We start from the raw sequence: 17482 nt of genomic DNA, 5'->3' as shown, positions 1-17482 counted from the left end.
TTTATTGTATTATTGTCTGGACTTTAGGTAGTCAATGCCAGCAGCTGTTATTTTTGCACCAGCCCTACCAATACGGATCTCTATCCATTGATTGGATGCTAATTCTCTCATAATTTTCCTGATTTCTGATTCCGAAAGATTTACAGAATGTAGTTTAGATTCCTTTAGAATACTTCTTCTTCCTATAGATTTTTTCTGACAATTATAGTAATAAATTGTATCCAGAACAAATAATAATAGGTCAGGTTGTTCAAGGTTGTAGATGATTTCTTTTGGTAGCTCCAGCAATTTAGACAGAGCTCCCCGTTGTTGTCTTAAATTTTCCTTGTGAAAGGATTTAGGTAGATCTTTCTTTGTAATAATTTCTTTATCTAGACAATAAAAATATTCAATGCAGTTTTCTAGCTCTCTAATGTTGCCGTTCCAAGGATGATTACGAAATGCATCCAAAACATCTTCTCTTAGGATAAAGTGAAAGTTGTTCTTATGGATAAAATGATTTGCAAGGAGTGGAATATCTTCTATGCGCTCACGTAGAGGTGGAAGCTCTAGCTGCAATGTATTTAATCTATAATACAAGTCTTTTCTGATAGCGCCATTTTTCACCATTTGGTCTATCTCTACATTGGTTGCTGCAATAATTCGAACATCCACATTGATGATTTTATGACCACCAATACGCATAACTTCTTTTTCCTGTAATACACGAAGAAGTTTTACCTGTAGAGACGGACTCATGTCTTCAATTTCATCAAGAAAAAGAGTTCCTCTATGGGCATACTCAAAGAGTCCAAGCTTTCCAGATTTTTTAGCCCCTGTGAATGCACCTCCTTCATAACCAAACAATTCACTTTCCAGAAGATTCTCAGGCATAGCTGCACAATTTATTGCTATATATGGATGGACTGCTCTGGTAGAGGCATTATGAATTGCACTTGCAAGAAGCTCCTTGCCCGTACCACTTTCTCCTGTAATGAGTATTGCAGAGGATGTTTTTGACATCTTCTGTGCCAGTTGCAAAGTAGCAGTCATTTTTGAACTAATGCTAAGAATATCTGAAAAATAGTATTTAGCCTGATGACCTTTCTTAAGGATTTGAGCTCTCGCTTTTTGCTGCTTGTTCTCCATTTCCATGAATTTTTCAAGAATGACGAAGTGACCACGAAATTTGCTGTCAATGACAATTGGATGAATAGTCACCATAATATCTGTGTGAAGATAATGGACAATTTTATTTATCATTTGAAGCTGCTTTTTGCTCGTCGATTCGAAGTCAATAAAAGGAAGTATAGATTTGTAATGCATTTCCTGCTCTTTTTTGCCATCCATTTGCAATATATTTTTCGCCTTTTGATTAATGCAAAATACGCGACCATGTTCATCAATACCAATGACACCTGTATCCATGATTTCCATCAGATTATTCAGCCATATTTCCAGCTGGGATGTTTTCTGAAATAGAACAGATGAATTATATGTATTGGAAGGAAATTGTTCAGAGTAGTCACTAAATTTTTCGTTTAGCAAGAGATTTTCAATATGTAATTTCAGAGCGATTTCCAGCAAGGTACGTGGAGTCAGATACCGATAACCGAGGTCGATCACCTCATTTACAAAGGACGGGACTAGCTGATGTTCTCCTGGTGTTAGAGCAAAGCTGATATCCTCCCAGATTTCCATTCCAGGTGCATAGGGATAAAGTGCAATGTTGTGAATGCCACGGTGGCGCAAATTTACAATACCTTCTAGAGATAAGTTTTCAGACGTATTGACGTAAAGACATTTCTTCCCTTTTTTAATGCTACGGAGCACCTTGATAGAATCTTCCTTGTAATCAACTTTGAGGTCCACCACAGGAACACCAAACGGAATAGAGCAAGTGATATCACTGGCACCTTCAATTGCGTTTTTTGAAATAAGATACAAATCAATATGTGACAATGGCGTTTCTTTTGTATAGGAAACAGGCGTGTGAACCACCACGTCAATACTATTGGGCGGAAAAAGTTCTAGTAGTGTCTCCTTATAAAAATTTCCGGCTTTTGTATTCATCGTAAGAATAAGAATGTGTTTTGTATCCATTTCAATCACCTAATTCCATTATTGTATAAAATACTTATCCGATACATTTACTTACATTATATCATAAGCGAGTGATTAAATATTATTTAATAATTGGCATAATAATTGCAAATATATCTAAGTAAATTAAGGTAAATAAAACAGTTATATATAGATTGGAGGAAACTATAAAATGAAAGAACGTATTATAGATATGGCGGATGAGATATTTGAAGAAATTGTAGAAATAAGGAGAGACTTTCATCAACATCCTGAACTTAGTGAACAGGAATTCAGAACATCCCAAAAGATCTGCGAGCATCTTGAATCTTTTGGAATAAAATACCAAAATGACATCGCACAAACAGGTGTGGTAGGAATAATTCACGGGGCAAAGCCTGGAAAAACTGTGGCTATTCGTGCAGATATAGATGCTCTACCTATTTCTGAAAACCATAATATACCCTATAAGTCAGTAAACGATGGCGTCATGCATGCTTGCGGCCATGATTTACATACCAGTATTCTCCTTGGAGCTGCAAAACTGCTAAAGTCTATGGAGAAGGATATAGAAGGAAATGTCAAGCTATTTTTCCAGCCAGCTGAAGAAACGGTAGGAGGGGCAAAACGTATGGTACAGGAGGGTTGTATGAAAGATCCAGACGTAGATTATGTAATAGGTCTTCATGTGATGCCTTATCTGCCTACTGGATGGATTGAAATACGTCATGGAAAACTAAACGCTGCATCTAACGAATTTTATATTAAGGTAAAAGGTATCTCTGGTCATGGAGCATATCCTGAAAAATCAGTAGATAGTCTTTTGGTTGGGTGCAATATAGTAAATGCTCTTCAGAGCCTTGTCAGCAGGAATGTTTCACCGCTGAATTCTGTTGTCTTATCTGTTGGGAAATTTAATGCAGGCACACGCAACAACATTATACCAGGAGAAGCCACTTTTTCAGGCATATTTAGGACGTTAGATCCTGCTACAAGACAGCAGACAAAGGATAGAATCAAAGAGATATGCGAAAACACAGCTAAGGCATACGGTGCATGGGCAGAAGTACGTATTGAAGATGGCTATGCATCTCTTATTAACGATGATGATGTTTTAGATGTTATTGTTTCTTGTGCAGAAGATTTTATAGGGAAAGAGCATATTCAATATAAGGAGTACCCAAGCCTTGGGGTAGAAGACTTCTCATTTTTTAACGAAGTGGCGAAAGGTGCTTTTTTTCACTTGGGATGCGGTTTTAAAGAAAAGGAAAATGCACCCCTTCACAATGATCAATTTCTCCCAGATGAAAATTGTATAAAATACGGAATAGTTTTGGAAGTAATGAGTGTATTAAAGCTTTTGAAAAAATAAAACAGGAGGCGTTTAGATGAACCCAATATTAAGAGATACCATTGTAGAAATCAATCTTGATCGAATTGCTCATAACGTTAGAAAAATCAAAGAAATGGCAGGAAAAAATGTAGCTATAGCAGCTGTAGTAAAAGCTAATGGGTATGGACTTGGGGCTATAGGAATAGCTCAAACCATTATGGAAAACGGAGGGGATTATCTAGCTGTTGCAGCACTCAATGAAGGATTGAACTTAAGAAAGGTATATGGAAACTATCCTATTTTAATTATGGGACATACACCAGATAGCAATCTTTTATATGTTGTAGAAAATGATCTTACTCAAACAATCTTTACGCTACATCAAGCAAAGCTGTTGAATGCATTGGGGAAAGAATATGAAAAAAAAGTAAAGGTTCATATCAAGTATGATACAGGATTTAATCGATTAGGATTTAAAGACAATAAAAAGAGCCTAGAGGATATTGAAAAAATTAGTAAGTTAGAATTTTTAGAAATAGAAGGAATATTCTCTCATCTAGCACTGAAAAATGATGAAGAAAATAAAATTCAATATGAAAAATTTACGAAAGCTTTAGATTATTTAAAAGCAAAAGGCGTTACTTTTACCTTTAAGCATATTGCTGATAGCATTGCTTCAGTAGATTATCCACAATATCGTATGAATATGATTCGTCCAGGTGCCATTCTTTATGGATTGAAAGGGTTTCACAAAGGAGAGCTAAATATTTATCAGGCTTTTACTTTCAAAACAAAGATTTCTTATATCAAGGAACTATCTAAAGGAGAGGGTGTCAGCTACGATTATCTATGGAAAGCAACAAGAGATAGTATCATTGGCACACTACCATTTGGATATGCAGATGGTTATCCCCGCAATATGAGAGATAAGGGATATGTTACAGTCAATGGCAAAAAAGCGCCCATTATTGGTGTAATTTGTATGGATCAGTGCATGGTAGATTTAACAGATATAGGTCCTGTAAAAGAAGGAGATGAGGTGATAATTTATGGAGATGGAACAGACAATACCATGAGCATCCAAGAGGCCTCTGAACTAGCCCAAACAAATAAAAATGAGATTGCAGCACGTATTACAATGAGACCCCCTAGAGTTTACGTTAAAGGGGGTAAAATAGTAAAAGTAACGAATTATCTATAAGTAAACGTTATAAAAATAAAGACGAATAGCGTAAAAGGATACCTCTAGTTTTCGTCCATACTATTAAACACCTTTTAAAAAAAGATCGTTTAGTAAACTAAACGATCTTTATCTTCTTCTTCTTAAAAAAGTTGGTATGTCTAAATCATCTGAAATTGGATTTTCAGCTACCTCTTTTTCAACTATTTGTTCATTTGGCTTAGGCTGTTCATTTTGCTTTTCTATGATTTTTTTATTAATTGTTTTTTTACTTTCAAATCCTGTAGCAATAACTGTAATAATCAATTCATCTTTTAAGTTTTCATCAATAACAGCACCAAAAATGATGTTTGCCTCTGGATCTGCTGCTTGTGCTACCAATTCAGCTGCTTCATTCACTTCAAACAATCCTAAATTTTGTCCTCCTGTAATATTTAAAAGAACTCCCTTAGCTCCCTCAATAGAAGTTTCTAGAAGCGGACTTTGTATTGCTTGTTTTGCTGCTTCTGCAGCTCTATTTTCTCCACTTACTCTTCCTACTCCCATATGAGCAAGGCCTTGTTCAAACATAATGGTCTTTACATCCGCAAAGTCTAAGTTTACAAGTCCAGGAACTGCTATTAAATCAGATATACCTTGTACACCCTGTTTTAAAACATCATCTGCAATCTTAAAAGCATCCATAATAGATGTTTTCTTTTCTGCAACCTGTAAAAGTCTATCATTTGGAATCGTTACCAAAGTATCAACTTTATCTTTTAATTGTTCAATTCCCAGTTCTGCATGCTGTAGTCTTCTCTTTCCTTCAAAAGTAAATGGCTTTGTTACAACACCTACTGTTAAAATACCCATTTCTTTTGCAATTTGTGCCACTACAGGTGCAGCTCCTGTTCCAGTTCCTCCACCCATTCCAGCAGTAACAAATACCATATCTGCTCCTTGTAATGCTTGACAAATGTCTTCTCTACTTTCCTCAGCAGCTTTTCTTCCTATTTCAGGATTTGCACCAGCTCCTAAACCTTTTGTAAGTTTGTCTCCTATTTGTATTTTATACTCAGCTTTAGATGTAAATAAAGCTTGCTTATCCGTATTAATGGCCACAAATTGTACACCCTTAAGTTGAGATTCTATCATTCTATTGACTGCATTATTCCCACCGCCTCCAACACCTATTACCTTAATTTGTGCAAATTGTTCCATATCTACGTCGAATTCTAACATAAGTTTACCTCCTCCATACAGCTATGAAAATATTCAACTAGCCTAATAAATTACTATTCTTTACTTTTATGTATTAAGGATTCTACGCTACTCTCATCCATCCTCTTACTTCTAAATTTCATAAGGGCATAATGTCTCATCCATTATAACTAAATTCAACGTAATCGTAAAATATCCTTTTTTTTTTAAATAAAAAGTTTATTTTTGTCCTATTTTTTCAATAAATAATCTTCGAATCACTGCGAAGTTTTGGAATAACCTTCCTCCAAATGTAAATATAGCAGCGTAATACAATGGAACCCCTAATCGATCTCCAGTATATGCTAAAAATCCAGCTAAAATAGCATTTCCAAAAAAACCTGATATAAATATAGCACTATTAAACTTTTCTTCCATATATGCTCTAATCCCTCCAAATACGGAATCTAGTGCAGCTAGTATTGCTACAGACATATATAGAGAATAGGATGTAGGATAGGTAACTGGAAGATACCATCCTAAAGATACTCCTATAATCAAACCTATAATTGCAATGATCAACTTTATTCACCCTCTTCTACAACTTTTAAATATTTAAAATCTACTTCTTCAGAAAACTTAGGTATTTTTATGTTGATACTTGTATTCACTTCAACATACAATTCATAAATTTCTTTTATATACTGAGCAGTACTTTCAGGTGCCAACATTGCTGCTTCTAACTTTTTAGGATCTCCAATGGCTTTGATAATAAAAGGTTGGGCAAAAACTTGGTTGTTAATTCTTATGGTATGTCCTGCACATACCATTTCACTCATAGAAAGCAATCTCTGTCCATTTATCGATATAGCCTCTGCACCTGCTACTTTTAAATCATTTACAATATTTAGAACATATATATCATGAACTATTACATCTTCAGCTTTTTCTCCTTCATATAGTTCTCTAGTACTATCATCTAAAGTTATCACAACACCAGATCCTTCTACATCTGTAAAGCCACTAATCAATTTTTGTTCTTCTAATTCTTTGATCATCGTCTCTTTAAATTTACCACCTTCTTCTTTACTTTGTTCGTATTCATGAATACTTTTTGTTCGGTCTTTTAACATTTCTTTTAATTTTTCTACTTCTTTATTTTGACTCTCAATAGATAACTTATAATCATGAATCACTTTTAATGGTACATACTGATAATGTCCTTGGACATTTTTAAGCTGCATTGCAATAACTACTCCTAATAATATACAAAACATTAAAATATTGATTCTCCACATATTGTGCTTCATGAGTTCACCTCAATCACTATTCCTTATCTTCAACAGGCTTAGCATATCTAAATTTTATCACTTCATTATATCTAGGAATTACAATCTCATCTTTCTTTTTTACAGACACAGATAGATTATATGCTTCACTTTTCATTTGCTCTACAATTCCAAATCGAATATTTAATGCCGATTCTAGTGTATCTGCATTTCCAATGGCTTTGATTTCAAAAGGAGGTGCTGTAGGTACAGAATTAATATTTACATTATTTCCTGCAAGACTAATTTCTGTTCTTGATACAATTCTTTGTCCATTAATAGAAATGGCTTCTGCCCCTGCATCATTGAGTCTATTAATTAAACTTAATAAAAGATCAAAATTATACATAATGACACTTATATCTGATGGAAATTCTGGATTAGCCGGTGGATCATCTACTACTACAACTACCCCTGGTCCTTTTACTTCTCTAAGCCCTGAAATAATCTTGTATTTCTCCAATTCTGCACTTATACTTTTTACCAAAACATCTTCTTTGGATTCTGATTCTTCAATTTCTTTTAATTTAGCTTCTAATGAATTTACTTCTCCTACTAAAGCATCTTTTTCATCTCTTGCTTTTTTTAATTCTGCAGCTAGTTCTTGAGCCTTTTGGCCAGAAGCTATTCCTCCTAAAATATTATTTTGTACAGTTCTAAATTGAAGGGTTAGAACAAGTCCTAATATAATACATATTCCTCCAATAGCCAATTGTGCTTTGACTTTTTTCATACTACTTCCTCCTACTCCACAGGCCTATAGGTTGGATAGCCTTCATGACTAATATCCACCACCCCTCTTGTAATTTGTCTTTTGCTTAAATCTTTTAATATTTCATTTAATGCTTCTAATCTATAATCTAAATCATTTCCTTTTCCTATTTTACAAATCAAATCATTTGTAATCTTAATTTTAATATCTTTTTTATTGCTAATATCTAACTCTTGAATCATAACTTTATGTCTGTTCAAACCTCTTACAATTTCAAGTGCTTGTTTAAATTGGCTCTTATCCTTTACCTTTAGTATAGATCCTGCCATAAAATTTGAAAAAGCCAAACCCTTTATTACTTTTAAATTCTCCATTTGAGAAGATGATCTTAAAACCATGCCATCTTCATCAATAATAAGGTATTCATTCATAAATTGAATGAGCGCTTCTTCTTTTCTTTCTGTAATATGAATCACAATTTTATTTGGAAACTTTCTCTCTATTTCAACCGTTTTAATATATGGATCTTTGTACAAATTTATTTTTGCATTTTCTAATTTTTCTTTTAAAATATGATTTCCTATGGTAATAGCTGATTTTGAGATAATTGCATTTTCTGAAATTTGCTTGTTTCCTATTACTTCTACATTTTTAATAGTAAATACATCCGTTTTAAAAATAACAATAAAAGCCACAATTCCTATGAGTAACAAAATTAAAGAGAATAGTTTTTTATTGCTCCTATGAACTTTTTCTTCTAGCATGAATTTTTTCATATTTTCCACCCTCACTGCAAGGTTGTCCTATGTTTTTTCTTGTTTAAGAGGCGTAAAAGCCACCTCTTAATCCATTCTATGAACATTTGCTCCTAAACTCTTAAGCATACAATCTAAATCTTCATAACCTCTATCTATGTGTTTAATATTTTCAACGGTTGTAAATCCTTCAGCAGCTAAACCTGCAATCACTAAAGCTGCTCCTCCTCTTAAATCCTTTGCATACACTCTTGCACCCGTAAGCTTTTTAACTCCTTGAATTACTGCTACCCTACCATCAATTTTGATATTTGCTCCCATTCTTATTAATTCATCTACCTGTTTATATCGGTTTTCAAAAACTGTTTCTGTAATAATACTTGTTCCTTGCGCTATAGTCATAAAAGCCATAAATTGAGCCTGCATATCTGTTGGAAATCCGGGATAAGGCAATGTTTTGGTCATCTCTATTGCTTTAGGTCTGTGTATCATTTTTATTTTTAAAGCTTTATTTTTTTGAAGTATTAGACATCCTGCTTCTTTTAACTTTGCAATAATAGGACCTAAATGATCTGCTATTACATTGTCTAAGACAGCTTCTCCTCCTGTAATCGCTACTGCTGTAGCAATGGTTCCTGCTACAATTCTATCAGAAATAATTTGATGTTCTACATTATGCAGTTTTTCTACTCCCTCAATAATAATTTCACTCGTACCTGCCCCTACTACTTTAGCACCCATTTTATTTAAATAATCCTGCAAGTCTATTATTTCTGGCTCTTTTGCCGCATTACGTATTTTTGTAGTTCCTTTTGCCATCACTGCAATAAGCATGGCGTTTTCAGTAGCTCCTACACTTGGATAATCTAGATGAATTTCTTTTCCTTCTAAGCTTATTACTTCACATTCTAAAAAGCCATGGACTTCTGTAATTTTTACTCCTAATTCCCTTAAAGCTTTTAAATGAAGATCTATAGGTCTAGGACCTATTTCACATCCCCCTGGATAACTAATTTTTATTTTACCACATCTAGCTAACATAGGCCCCATTAAAAATATGGAAGATCTCATTTCTCTTACCAAATTCTCTGGAATTTCATAAGAAGATAAAGTGCTAGAATCAACTGTAAGTGTAGATTGGTCAAAATGTACTCTACAACCTATAGATCTTAAAATTTCAATCATAGAATGGACATCTCTTAAATTAGGACAATCAAATAATATACTTTCTCCTCCATTCATGACAGTCGCAGCTAAAATTGGAAGAACTGCATTTTTAGCTCCTCCAATTCTTATTGTACCCTTTAACGGATTTCCCCCTTCTATTAAAAAACTACTCACAAACTTCACCTCCGAGATATATCCTTTAAGGCAATCATTCCTTTTATACATAAATAATCAATAATATATTAATCATTTTATGCATAATTCTCAAAGGTGTTCCCATAGAAAGGGAAAAATCCTTTAGGATTCTATGATTTGTAAAATATTGTCATAAATCAAATCTGTTGCATTTGATTTTGCCAATAATTTACTTTTATGAGCCATATCTTTTAGTTTTTTTTCATCCTTATATAAAGTATCTATTAAATTTATCATTTCATTGGATTGTAATGTTTTTTCAGAAAGCAATACAGCCGCTCCATTTTTTTCGATTGCTTTCGCGTTATGTTCTTGATGATTATTTGTTACATAGGGAGATGGAATCAAAATAGAAGGAAGTCCCATTGCTGCAATTTCTGCTAATGCAATGGCTCCTGCCCTACTAATAATTAAATCACTCGCTCCCATAAATTTTGCCATGTCGTAAACATATTCTTTAATAATAATATTATTTTCAATCTTTAACCCATTTTCTTTCAACTTATGAACTGTTTTTTCATAATGTTTACTTCCTGTTATATGAATCATTGTGATATTTTTGTTCCCGTTAAATTTTTTTAATACTTCTATCATAGTATCATTAATTTTTTCTGCTCCTCTGCTTCCTCCAAATGACATAATGACAAATTGATCTTCTTTGATATCTAAAGACTTCCGACACTGACTTTTATGAACATGGATAAAGTCTTTTCTAACTGGATTTCCGGTTATTACAATTTTTTCATTATGATTAAAATAGGGCTTAGACTCTTCAAAACTAGCAAAAATCCTACTTACAAATTTGCCTAATATTTTATTTGTCATTCCTGGAATTACATTTTGCTCATGAATTACAGTTTTAATATTGAATAAAGAAGCAATAAATACAACAGGGCCACATACATACCCACCTGTTCCAATCACTAAATTCGGTTTGAAATCTTTAACAATTTTTACAGCATCTTTTATTCCTATCAATAAATCTTTTACAGATTTTGCTGTATCTAAAGATATTTTTCTTTTAAACCCACTTACAGTAATGGTTTTTAATGAATAGCCAGCTTTAGGAACCAAATCACTTTCTAGACCTTTTTTTGTGCCTACAAATAATATTTCTACCCCTTTGATTTCTTCTTTTATTTTATTAGCAATTGCAATAGCAGGGTAAATATGTCCTCCCGTTCCTCCACCTGAAATTAATACTTTCATTGCTTCAACTCCTATCTAAATGTGAATACCTAGAAATATTTAATAATATTCCTATCGCTGCCATAAATATAGCTAATGAATTTCCTCCCCAGCTAATAAAAGGTAGTGGAATCCCTGTAACAGGCATAGAAGAGGTTGCAACTGCAATATTGATAACTACTTGTACAGCAACCATAGCTGTAATACCTGTTGCAATCAGACACCCAAATAGATCTGGTGCATTAATGGCAATTTTTACTCCCCTCCAAATAAGTATAAGAAATAAAGTAATCACTACAATGCATCCTATAAATCCTAGTTCTTCTCCTATAATGGCAAATATAAAATCATTTTGAGGTTCTGGAATATAAAGATATTTTTGTATGCTTTTTCCAAGACCTACTCCAAATAATCCTCCTGATCCTAATGCGTACAAAGACTGGATCACTTGATATCCTGTATCTTGAGGATCTGCAAAAGGATCTAAAAACCCTGTTAGCCTTCTCATACGATAAGGTTCCAAGATGATCATCACAATAATTAATCCTACTCCACCTAGTCCCATCATACTAACATGAAGCCATCTCATTCCTGTTACAAACATCATAGATGCTATAATTAAACTAATAGTTAATGCTGTACTCATATTAGGCTGCAGTATAATTAAAACAAAATATATTCCTATAATCATCAGAGTTGGAACTACCCCTGTGAAAAAATCTTTAATTTTTTCAGGTTTTCTAGAAAGATAAGATGCCGCAAATAAAATTCCACAAATTTTTGCCACTTCTCCAGGCATAATGGTAAAGCCTCCTACTCCTAACCATCTTTTGGCACCATTAAATTCCTTTCCTAGAGGTGTAAGTACTAATATCAATAACACTAAACTTACTATGTAAGCATAAGGTGCTAGTTTTTTATATTTCCAATAGTCAAAATTCATAGTAAAAAACATAGCTACAAGACCAAGTCCCGCCCATATCAATTCTTTTTTTAAAAAATGATAGGAATCATTCATCTTAGACAAAGCATAATAATGACTTGAGCTAAAAACCATTACAACTCCTACTACCACCAATACTAAAACTGTAAGCATAAGGGTAAAATCACTTGTCTTTTTCTTGGGCACTATTTATTACCCCCTTAATTTTTTCACACTTTCTTTAAAATGTCTTCCTCTTACCTCATAACTTGGATACATATCCCAGCTTGCGCAAGCAGGTGATAATAACACACAATCTCCTTCTTTTGCAATCTTTGCTGACAATGAAACTGCTTCTTCCATATCTCTTACCATACTACATTCTAAAAAATTATTTTCTACTGCTGTGTTTTTAATTTTTTCTGATGTTTCTCCAAAAAGAATCATATGTTTTACTTTGCCATTAAAGCTTTGAATAAACTCTGTAAAGTCACTTCCTTTATCCATTCCTCCAGCAATCAAAACAATAGGACTTTTCATAGCTTCTATAGCTCTCATAGCTGCATCTGGATTGGTTCCTTTCGAATCATTTACAAAGCGTACTTTATGAATTTCATCTACAAATTCTATCCTATGCTCTACTCCCATAAAACTTTTTAATGTATCTTCAATGATGTTTTGATCAATTCCTGCAAAATGGGCAATAGCTACAGCTGCCAGTGCATTTTCTAAGTTGTGTTTTCCTGGAATTTTTAAATCATCCACTTTACAGATTCTTTCACATTCCTTATTTTCTTCTTTTACAACAATATATTCATCTTTTACAAAAACTCCATTGTCTAATATTAGTTTTCTACTAAAAGGAATGACTTTTGATTTTGCTATCTCCTTTAAGTCATAAGTCGTAGAATTATCTAAATTTAGAATGAGTATATCATCTTTGTTTTGATTTTTAAATATATTGGCCTTTGCATTTATATAATTTCCCATTGTCTTATGTCTGTTTAAATGATCTGGTGTAATGTTAAGAATAGCTGCAATCTTAGGCTTAAAATCAATAATGCTTTCTAGTTGAAAACTACTTACCTCTGTGATCATAAAGGCGTATTCACTGGCCTTTTGTGCTTTAGATACAGCAGCTACACCAATATTTCCTACCACATAAGTTTCTTTTTGTGCATTTTTAAAAATTTCTCCTACTAAAGAAGTTGTGGTAGTTTTTCCATTGGTACCTGTAATGGCAATAAACTGTCCCTTACATAACCTGTAAGCTAGTTCTAATTCTCCAATAACAATCATTCCTAATTTTTTAGCTTCTTGAATAAAAGAAAGATCTGTAGGGACTCCTGGACTTAAAACAACTACATCAAACATTACCATGTTTTCTGGATGCTTTCCTAAAATAAAATCTACTTTATCTTCTTTTAAATCTTTTGTAATTTCTTTTAACTCTTCTTTTGTTTTTTGATCATTTACAGTTACCTTTGCCCCTAAATCTATGAGTGTATTCACTGTAGGAATCCCAGAAGTTCCAAGCCCTACTACTAAAACCTTTTTATCTTTAAGTTTCATGATCTACACCTGCTTTCCTATTTTAAAATTATTTAATTTAAGCCAAATAAGCCTATGATACATAATAATAAAGTTATAGACCAAAATACAGCTACCACTTTTGTCTCCTTCCATCCTATAAGCTCAAAATGATGATGAAGAGGACTCATTTTAAATATTCTCTTTCCTGTAAGTTTAAAAGACGTTACTTGTAAAATAACAGATAATGCCTCTACGAAATAAATTCCTCCTACAATTGGAATGATTAAAGTTAAATTCATTAAAATGGCTATCGTTGCAATAGCCCCACCTAATGCCATAGATCCTGTATCTCCCATAAATACTTTTGCAGGATGAGCATTAAATCTTAAAAAACCTAAACAAGCACCTGTAAGTGCTCCACTAAACACAGCAATACTAGTAAATCCTAAGTTCATAGCTACCAAGCTAAAAAAGGAAGAAACAATCAACGTAACTCCTGCCGCCAATCCATCTAAGCCATCTGTAAGATTTACACTATTGGCTGTTGCTACTACCACTGTAGCAATAAAAGGAATATATAAAATACCAAGGTCTAGATACTCGTTTATAAAAGGAACTAATATTTTTGTTCCTGATATAGATATAGAAGATTGATAAATAGCTATAATAATTGCAACAATAATTTGACCAATTAACTTTTGATAAGCTTTAAGTCCTAAATTTCTTCTTAGAACAACTTTTATAAAATCGTCTATAAAACCTATAATCCCAAATGAAATAGTAGCAAACAAAACTACATATAAATCTTTGTTTTCATTTCCTGAAGTCAATGTTGTAATTAAAATAGCAACAATCATAATTAGGCCACCCATAGTAGGAGTCCCAGATTTTTTCATATGAGATTTTGGTCCTTCATCTCTTATACTTTGTCCTACCTTTAATCTTTGTAATATAGGTATTACTAGAGGCCCTAAAATTAGTGTAATGAGGAAAGATGTGATAATTGTAATAATAAGTTGTTTATACTGCATCATTTATTTAACTCCTCTCTTGTATATAGTCTACGATCTCTTCCATATGTATTCCCCTCGAACCTTTAATAAGTATTGCATCTTCTTTTTGTAATAATTTTTTTAATACTTCTATCGCCTCTTGATTATTTTTGCATACATAGGTTTTTTCCTTCTTAAATCCATTCTCTGTGGCCCCCATAACCATATGTTCTCCTTGATTTCCTACAGCTATCAAATAATCTATATTTGCTTTTGCTACATCACTACCTACATGATAGTGCCCAATTTGAGCATATTCTCCCATCTCTAGCATAGTTCCTAAAACAGCAATCTTCCTTTTGCATTTCATTTTATCAAGGACACATAAAGCTGCTCTCATAGAGTCTGGACTTGCATTGTATGCATCATTAATCACTTTTATTTCTTCTTTAGTAGTAAAAATATGAAGACGCATATTGCTTCCTTCAAATTCTCTAATCCCTTTCTGGATCAAATTCATATCTACTTTAAATAAGATTCCAACTGCAATAGCACACAAAGCATTATATACATTATGAATTCCAGGTACTTTTAAAAAGAAAGAATATTCTTCATTGTCAAGGATCAAATCAAAAGATATTCCTTTTTCCCCCAAATCCTTTATATTGCTTACTCTATAGTCACATCTTTCTCTTCCTACAAAATATTTCTTGTAATGAGTTTTCTTTCCCTTTAATGTCTTTAAAAGATCATCATCTCCATTGACAATAAGTATATGATCATCTTGAAAGTAGTTAGTAATCTCCATCTTCGCCTTCATAATATTCTCTTGAGTTTTTAAATGTTCGATATGAGAAAGTCCTACATTTGTAATCACCCCTACATGAGGCTTTACTAAACTAGCAAGTAAATCTATTTCACCAAGTGCACTCATTCCCATCTCTAAAATAGCCATCTCATGTTCTTTCGTCAACTCAAAAATAGTCAAAGGAAGACCAATATGATTATTAAAATTCCCTTTATTTCTTAGAACTTTATACTTTTTAGATAAGACACTATAGATCATATCTTTTGTAGATGTTTTTCCAGTACTGCCTGTCACTCCTATAATAGGAATAGAAAATTTTGATGCATAATATCTTGCAAGATCCTGAAGTGCTTGTAAAGTATTTTTAACTTTAATAATAGATATGTTATCTATTTCCTCAAAATTCCCTTCACTAGTTAGTACTGCACAGGCCCCTTTTTCGATTGCATCTTTTATAAAATCATGTCCATTAAAATTTTCTCCCACTAAAGGAATAAACAATTCATCTTTTACTACCTTCCTTGAGTCTATACAGATCCCTTTTATTTCTTTTTGTATGTCTCCTTCTAAAAGGTCTCCTTTGGTAGCCTCTACAATCTCTTTTATGGTTAATTTCATATTTACATTTCCTCCCTAAGTATTTCAGAAGCTACTGCTTTATCATCAAAATCAATAATTTTATCTTTAAGAATTTGATAAGTTTCATGACCCTTTCCTGCTATTAAAATTACATCTTCAGGCTTACTCATTTTAATAGCTTCTTTGATTGCTTCTTTTCTATCTACTATCATTTTATATTTACATGAAGTCTTTTTTATTCCTACTTCTATATCTTTCATAATTGCATCTGGATCTTCTGATCTAGGATTATCACTTGTAATTACACAATAGTCAGAAATTTTCCCAGCAATTTCTCCCATCATAGGTCTCTTTGTTCTATCCCTGTCTCCTCCACATCCAAAAACAGTAATAATTTTTCCCTCTACAAACTCTTTTATAGTATCTAATGCATTTTCTAATGCATCAGGAGTGTGAGAATAGTCTACAATAATTGTATGATCTTTTGTATCAGGAACTGTTTCAAATCTTCCTGGTACTTTTACTGATTCTATCCCTAACTTTATTTCTTCAAAGCTATATCCTAACACATAACATACACCCATAGCCGCCAAAGCATTATATACAGAAAACATTCCTGGAGTCTTTATAGAAATTTTTCCATTAAATTTAGGTGTCATCAAAGTAAAGGTTGTTCCCTTTGAAGAAGTCTCTATGTCTTTTGCATAAATATCTGCTTGATTATAAACTCCATAAGTAACAATCTTTGTATCTAATTTTTTTACTTCTTGTACAATTTCATGGCCATATGGATCATCTACATTGATGACATTTGCCTTTGTAGTTTGATAAAAAAGCTTTGTCTTGGCTCTTTTATAATTTTCTATCGTCTCATGAAAATCCATATGATCTGGTGTTAAATTTGTAAATATTCCTATTTCATAAGGTATGCCTGCTACCCTATCTAAATCTAAAGAGTGAGAAGATACTTCCATCACACAAGTATTTACTTTGTTGTCTACCATTTCTTTAAAAAGCTTATGTAGATCTAAAGATTCAGGAGTTGTATTATTTGCCTTATATTTTTTATCTAAAATCTCATGAGCTATAGTTCCAATCAGTCCAGTAGCTACATGATTTTTTTCTAATATGCTTTTTATCAAATGAGTAATTGTAGTTTTTCCATTGGTTCCTGTCACCCCAATAATACGCATCTCTTTGGTAGGATTATCATAAAACTGAGATGAAATATAAGCTAATGTCTTTCTGCTATTTTCTACTTGAATGATGGTAACCCCTTCTATAGGATTTATATTTTTTTGAACAATCACTACTTTGGCTCCGTTTTTTACTGCTTGATCAATATACTCATGTCCATCTGCCTTAAACCCCATAATGGCTACAAAAGCATATCCTTTTTGTACTTGTCTTGAATCATAAGCAATTCCTTTTACTTCTACATCTTTTTTCCCTATAATTTTAGTAACATTTAATCCTTCCAGTAATTGATCTATTTTCATATGATCTCCCCTTAGTCAATAATTTGGTATCTTCATATTATAGACTTTTAT

15 protein-coding genes are annotated in these 17482 nt (G+C 32.8%); 2 read left to right on the top strand and 13 right to left on the bottom strand.

Translation table 11 applies throughout. The features are described from left to right. Positions 1 to 9: 9 nt before the first annotated feature. Complete coding sequence (locus BN2409_RS12200) at positions 10 to 2082, bottom strand: sigma-54 interaction domain-containing protein (protein WP_053956901.1); 2073 nt, start codon at positions 2080 to 2082, stop codon at positions 10 to 12. A gap of 172 nt (positions 2083 to 2254) precedes the next feature. On the opposite strand from BN2409_RS12200, the gene BN2409_RS12195 reads away from it, so the two are divergent. After that, on the top strand, positions 2255 to 3433 hold the full coding sequence (locus tag BN2409_RS12195) for a M20 metallopeptidase family protein (RefSeq protein WP_053956900.1): 1179 nt from the start codon (positions 2255 to 2257) through the stop codon (positions 3431 to 3433). 16 nt (positions 3434 to 3449) lie between these two features. Continuing rightward, positions 3450 to 4595 carry an alanine racemase gene (gene alr, locus BN2409_RS12190; RefSeq protein WP_053956899.1) on the top strand — a complete coding sequence of 382 codons (1146 nt, stop codon included), beginning with the start codon at positions 3450 to 3452 and terminating at the stop codon, positions 4593 to 4595. A 108-nt stretch (positions 4596 to 4703) separates the two neighbouring features. On the opposite strand, the gene ftsZ is transcribed toward alr, so the two are convergent. The 12 genes from ftsZ to BN2409_RS12130 form a co-directional block, all read right to left on the bottom strand. Further along, positions 4704 to 5795, bottom strand: coding sequence for a cell division protein FtsZ (ftsZ, locus tag BN2409_RS12185; RefSeq protein ID WP_053956898.1), 1092 nt, complete (start codon positions 5793 to 5795; stop codon positions 4704 to 4706). Positions 5796 to 5993: 198 nt separating this feature from the next. Further along, positions 5994 to 6335, bottom strand: coding sequence for a small basic family protein (locus tag BN2409_RS12180; protein WP_053956897.1), 342 nt, complete (start codon positions 6333 to 6335; stop codon positions 5994 to 5996). 2 nt (positions 6336 to 6337) lie between these two features. Then, positions 6338 to 7063 carry a DUF881 domain-containing protein gene (locus tag BN2409_RS12175; RefSeq protein ID WP_110943112.1) on the bottom strand — a complete coding sequence of 242 codons (726 nt, stop codon included), beginning with the start codon at positions 7061 to 7063 and terminating at the stop codon, positions 6338 to 6340. 16 nt (positions 7064 to 7079) lie between these two features. Next, positions 7080 to 7814 (bottom strand): DUF881 domain-containing protein, encoded by a 735-nt coding sequence (locus BN2409_RS12170; protein WP_053956895.1) that lies wholly within the window; start codon positions 7812 to 7814, stop codon positions 7080 to 7082. Between the two features lie 11 nt (positions 7815 to 7825). Next, a complete protein-coding gene (locus BN2409_RS12165) occupies positions 7826 to 8569 on the bottom strand; it encodes a cell division protein FtsQ/DivIB (RefSeq protein WP_053956894.1) in 744 nt (247 codons plus the stop codon). A 66-nt stretch (positions 8570 to 8635) separates the two neighbouring features. Next, complete coding sequence (murA, locus tag BN2409_RS12160) at positions 8636 to 9889, bottom strand: UDP-N-acetylglucosamine 1-carboxyvinyltransferase (protein WP_110943111.1); 1254 nt, start codon at positions 9887 to 9889, stop codon at positions 8636 to 8638. A 123-nt stretch (positions 9890 to 10012) separates the two neighbouring features. Then, a complete protein-coding gene (gene murG, locus BN2409_RS12155; protein ID WP_053956892.1) occupies positions 10013 to 11119 on the bottom strand; it encodes an undecaprenyldiphospho-muramoylpentapeptide beta-N-acetylglucosaminyltransferase in 1107 nt (368 codons plus the stop codon). Positions 11120 to 11123: 4 nt separating this feature from the next. After that, entirely contained in the window at positions 11124 to 12227 is a 1104-nt protein-coding gene (gene spoVE / locus BN2409_RS12150) for a stage V sporulation protein E (RefSeq protein ID WP_242847961.1), read from the bottom strand. A 6-nt stretch (positions 12228 to 12233) separates the two neighbouring features. Beyond that, positions 12234 to 13592 carry a UDP-N-acetylmuramoyl-L-alanine--D-glutamate ligase gene (gene murD, locus BN2409_RS12145; RefSeq protein WP_053956891.1) on the bottom strand — a complete coding sequence of 453 codons (1359 nt, stop codon included), beginning with the start codon at positions 13590 to 13592 and terminating at the stop codon, positions 12234 to 12236. 32 nt (positions 13593 to 13624) lie between these two features. Beyond that, positions 13625 to 14587 (bottom strand): phospho-N-acetylmuramoyl-pentapeptide-transferase, encoded by a 963-nt coding sequence (gene mraY, locus BN2409_RS12140; protein ID WP_053956890.1) that lies wholly within the window; start codon positions 14585 to 14587, stop codon positions 13625 to 13627. A gap of 4 nt (positions 14588 to 14591) precedes the next feature. Next, complete coding sequence (locus BN2409_RS12135) at positions 14592 to 15971, bottom strand: UDP-N-acetylmuramoyl-tripeptide--D-alanyl-D-alanine ligase (RefSeq protein WP_053956889.1); 1380 nt, start codon at positions 15969 to 15971, stop codon at positions 14592 to 14594. 2 nt (positions 15972 to 15973) lie between these two features. After that, positions 15974 to 17431, bottom strand: coding sequence for a UDP-N-acetylmuramoyl-L-alanyl-D-glutamate--2,6-diaminopimelate ligase (locus BN2409_RS12130; protein ID WP_053956888.1), 1458 nt, complete (start codon positions 17429 to 17431; stop codon positions 15974 to 15976). Between the last annotated feature and the right edge of the window lie 51 nt (positions 17432 to 17482).

The organism is Inediibacterium massiliense (genome assembly GCF_001282725.1).
GTDB classification, from domain to species: Bacteria; Bacillota; Clostridia; order Peptostreptococcales; family Thermotaleaceae; genus Anaerophilus; species Anaerophilus massiliensis.
Note: the sequence above shows the minus strand (reverse complement) of the source record. Positions and strands in the feature narration are given on the sequence as shown.

Bases quoted from the DNA above. Each gene is read 5' to 3' on its own strand.
- BN2409_RS12175 (WP_110943112.1), bottom strand. From the start codon at position 7,063: ATGAAGCACAATATGTGGAGAATCAATATTTTAATGTTTTGTATATTA.
- BN2409_RS12170 (WP_053956895.1), bottom strand. From the start codon at position 7,814: ATGAAAAAAGTCAAAGCACAATTGGCTATTGGAGGAATATGTATTATA.
- BN2409_RS12135 (WP_053956889.1), bottom strand. From the start codon at position 15,971: ATGAAATTAACCATAAAAGAGATTGTAGAGGCTACCAAAGGAGACCTT.
- BN2409_RS12130 (WP_053956888.1), bottom strand. From the start codon at position 17,431: ATGAAAATAGATCAATTACTGGAAGGATTAAATGTTACTAAAATTATA.
- murG (WP_053956892.1), bottom strand. From the start codon at position 11,119: ATGAAAGTATTAATTTCAGGTGGAGGAACGGGAGGACATATTTACCCT.
- alr (WP_053956899.1), top strand. From the start codon at position 3,450: ATGAACCCAATATTAAGAGATACCATTGTAGAAATCAATCTTGATCGA.
- BN2409_RS12200 (WP_053956901.1), bottom strand. From the start codon at position 2,082: ATGGATACAAAACACATTCTTATTCTTACGATGAATACAAAAGCCGGA.
- mraY (WP_053956890.1), bottom strand. From the start codon at position 14,587: ATGATGCAGTATAAACAACTTATTATTACAATTATCACATCTTTCCTC.
- BN2409_RS12195 (WP_053956900.1), top strand. From the start codon at position 2,255: ATGAAAGAACGTATTATAGATATGGCGGATGAGATATTTGAAGAAATT.
- murD (WP_053956891.1), bottom strand. From the start codon at position 13,592: ATGAAACTTAAAGATAAAAAGGTTTTAGTAGTAGGGCTTGGAACTTCT.
- BN2409_RS12165 (WP_053956894.1), bottom strand. From the start codon at position 8,569: ATGAAAAAATTCATGCTAGAAGAAAAAGTTCATAGGAGCAATAAAAAA.
- ftsZ (WP_053956898.1), bottom strand. From the start codon at position 5,795: ATGTTAGAATTCGACGTAGATATGGAACAATTTGCACAAATTAAGGTA.